The 2,515-nt window shown below is 73.1% G+C and carries 4 protein-coding genes; all 4 read right to left on the bottom strand.

Going from position 1 to position 2,515, the window contains the following annotated elements; translation table 11 throughout:
• Positions 1-454 (bottom strand): lyase family protein (locus tag HGA02_RS16135; RefSeq protein ID WP_343035535.1); only part of this gene is annotated, 454 nt, incomplete at its 3' end.
• Positions 447-1,688 (bottom strand): argininosuccinate synthase, encoded by a 1,242-nt coding sequence (locus HGA02_RS16140; protein WP_124342598.1) that lies wholly within the window; start codon positions 1,686-1,688, stop codon positions 447-449. The genes HGA02_RS16140 and HGA02_RS16135, both read right to left, overlap by 8 nt.
• Before the next feature lie 42 nt (positions 1,689-1,730).
• On the bottom strand, positions 1,731-2,297 hold the full coding sequence (locus HGA02_RS16145) for an arginine repressor (RefSeq protein WP_168680108.1): 567 nt from the start codon (positions 2,295-2,297) through the stop codon (positions 1,731-1,733).
• A partial coding sequence (locus tag HGA02_RS21135) for an SURF1 family cytochrome oxidase biogenesis protein (protein ID WP_343035536.1) occupies positions 2,294-2,515 on the bottom strand: 222 nt, incomplete at its 5' end. The genes HGA02_RS16145 and HGA02_RS21135, both read right to left, overlap by 4 nt.

Below are 2,515 nucleotides of genomic sequence, written 5' to 3' on the forward strand. Positions count from 1 at the left end.
CCGACGCCTGCGCGACGATCGCGTCGACGACGTCGAGCACGAGCCCCGACAGGACGCGCGCCTGCTCGCGCAGGTACATCCGCACGAGCGTCGCGACCTGGTCGTTGCGCGAGCGCCCCGCCCGCAGCTTGCCGCCGAGGTCAGCGCCGGCGCGCTCGATCAGGCCGCGCTCGAGGGCCGTGTGCACGTCCTCGTCGTCGGGTGCCGGGCCGAACGCGCCCGACGCGACGTCGGCGCGCAGCCGCTCGAGCGCGTCGACCATGCCGTCGAGCTCGTCGGCGGTGAGCAGCCCGGCCCGGTGCAGGACGCGTGCGTGCGCGACCGACCCCGAGATGTCGTGGTCGGCGAGCCGCCAGTCGAAGTGCGTCGACCGGGACAGGTCGGCGAGCGCGGCGGCCGGTCCGGACGCGAACCGGCCGCCCCACAGGGCCAGGGGCGCCTGCTCGTCAGACACTGCCGATCCCGCCCTGCGAGCCGAGGTCCTCGGCGTTGCCGAAGCGCACGTCGCGCGCCGCGGCGAGCTTGGACGACAGGCCGTAGATCTCGATGAAGCCGCGCGCCGCCGACTGGTCGAACGTGTCGCCCGTGTCGTACGTCGCGAGGTTGAAGTCGTAGAGCGACGCGTCGGAGCGGCGGCCCGAGACGGTCGCGCGGCCGCCGTGCAGCACGAGGCGCACGTCGCCGGAGACGTACTTCTGCGTGTCGTCGATGAACACGTCGAGCGACTTCTTGAGGGGCGAGAACCACTGGCCGTCGTAGACGAGCTCGGTCCAGCGCTGCTCGACGCCGCGCTTGAAGCGGGCCTGCTCGCGCTCGACGGTCACGTTCTCGAGCTCCTGGTGCGCGGCGATGAGCGCGATCGCGCCCGGCGCCTCGTAGACCTCGCGGGACTTGATGCCGACGAGGCGGTCCTCGACGATGTCGATCCGGCCGACGCCCTGGGCGCCCGCGCGGCGGTTCATCTCCTGGATGGCCTGCAGCGGCGTGACCGGCACGCCGTCGAGCGCGACCGGGACACCCGCCTCGAACGTGACGACGACCTCGTCCGCGACCGGCGGGAACGTCGGGTCGTCGGTGTAGGTGTAGACGTCCTTGGTCGGGGCGTTCCAGATGTCCTCGAGGAACCCGGTCTCGACGGCGCGGCCCCACACGTTCTGGTCGATCGAGAACGGGTTGTGCTTGGTCGTCGCGATCGGCAGGTCGTGCTTCTCCGCGAAGTCGATCGCCTTGTCGCGCGTGAGGGCGAGGTCGCGGACCGGTGCGAGGCACGTGAGGTCGGGCGCGAGCGACGTGATGCCGACCTCGAAGCGGACCTGGTCGTTGCCCTTGCCGGTGCAGCCGTGGGCGACGGTCGTCGCGCCGAACTGGCGGGCCGCACGCACGAGGTGCTTGACGATGACCGGCCGCGACAGCGCGGAGACCAGCGGGTAGCGGTCGAGGTACAGGCCGTTCGCCTTGAGGGCGGGCATGCAGTACTCGGCGGCGAACTCGTCGCGTGCGTCGGCGACGTACGCCTCGACCGCGCCGCAGTCGAGCGCACGCCGGCGGATGACCTCGAGGTCCTCGCCGCCCTGGCCGACGTCGACCGCCACGGCGATGACCTCGGCACCGGTGGCCTCCGCGATCCAGCCGATGCCGACGGACGTGTCCAGGCCGCCGGAGTACGCGAGGACGACACGCTCAGTCATGGAACTTCTCTCTTCTCAGGGGGTGTGCGGGTCTGGGGGTGCTCAGTCGAGGGTGCGCTGACGCGACTCGGGTCGCGCGTCGGTCGCGAGGGCGAGGAAGCGGGCCGCGAGCGCGGTGCCCGCGGCCACCGGGCCTCCGGTGTCGTCGCCCTCGCGGGCGATGACGAGGACGGTGTCGTCGCCCGCGATCGTGCCGAGCACGGCGGGCAGCACGGAGTGGTCGATCGCCGAGGCGAGGAACTGCGCCGCGCCCGGCGGGGTGCGCAGGACGACGAGGTTGCCCGACGCCTCCGCGGTGACCAGGAGCTCCGTGCACAGGCGGGCGAGCCGTGCCGCGAGCATCTCCTCGTCGACGCCCGTCGTGGCGGCGCGGTGGCCGCCCTCGGCCGGGACCGCGTAGGCGAGCGCACCCGAGGGGGTGCGCACCTTCACGGCACGCAGCTCGACGAGGTCGCGCGAGAGCGTCGCCTGCGTGACGGACACGCCCTCGGCCGCGAGGAGCTCCGCGAGCTGCTGCTGCGAGTGCACCGTGCCGCGCGTCAGCAGCGACTGGACGAGCGCCTGGCGCGCCGCCTTCGTCGAGGGGACAGGCCCGGACGCGACGGTCACGACTGCTCCAGCAGCCACGTCAGGAGCGCCTTCTGCGCGTGCAGGCGGAACTCGGCCTCGTCCCAGACGACCGACTGCGGGCCGTCGAGGACGTCGGCGGACGCACCGGGCACGTGCAGGGGCGTGAGGACGAGGTACCCGGTGACGTCGTCGTGCGCGCGGCCCGGGACGAGCAGCTGCCCGGACGCGTCGTACGTGCCGGTCACGGCGACCTTCCT

It is taken from the genome of Cellulomonas septica, assembly GCF_012396155.1.
Lineage (GTDB): Bacteria > Actinomycetota > Actinomycetes > Actinomycetales > Cellulomonadaceae > Cellulomonas > Cellulomonas septica.

Coding starts and splice junctions, on each gene's coding strand:
- HGA02_RS16140 (WP_124342598.1), bottom strand. CDS start 1,688: ATGACTGAGCGTGTCGTCCTCGCGTACTCCGGCGGCCTGGACACGTCC.